1 protein-coding gene is annotated in these 372 nt (G+C 34.9%); it reads right to left on the reverse strand.

Annotated features, from left to right (window positions below; genetic code table 11):
- Positions 1-298: ATP-dependent Clp protease proteolytic subunit (locus EZH24_RS13585; protein ID WP_170310893.1), on the reverse strand; the 298-nt coding region annotated here is incomplete at its 3' end.
- Positions 299-372 lie beyond the last annotated feature (74 nt).

Genomic DNA, 372 nt, shown 5'->3' on the forward strand with positions numbered 1-372 from the left:
CAACGCATAAAGTGGAGACACCAACGCATAAAGTGGAGACATCGGGTTTAACATATTGCATAGTGTCATACATACCGAGCGCCGAAGTCACGACTCCGCCAGGGCTATTTATATAAAGCGAAATATCTTTTTCTGGGTCCGCAGATTCCAAAAATAATAACTGCGCTATAACGACATTCGCCACATCATCGTTTATCTCTCCGCCCAAAAATATTATTCTGTCTTTTAAGAGTCTTGAGTAAATATCGTATGAACGTTCGCCTCTGCTCGTTTGCTCTATAACATAAGGTATAGTCATATAACTTTTTTCAATATATTTTTTATCGATTTTATTTAATTTATCTATTTTTTATCGATTTTATTTAATTTATC

Source organism: Brachyspira catarrhinii (assembly GCF_005518285.1).
Lineage (GTDB): Bacteria > Spirochaetota > Brachyspiria > Brachyspirales > Brachyspiraceae > Brachyspira > Brachyspira catarrhinii.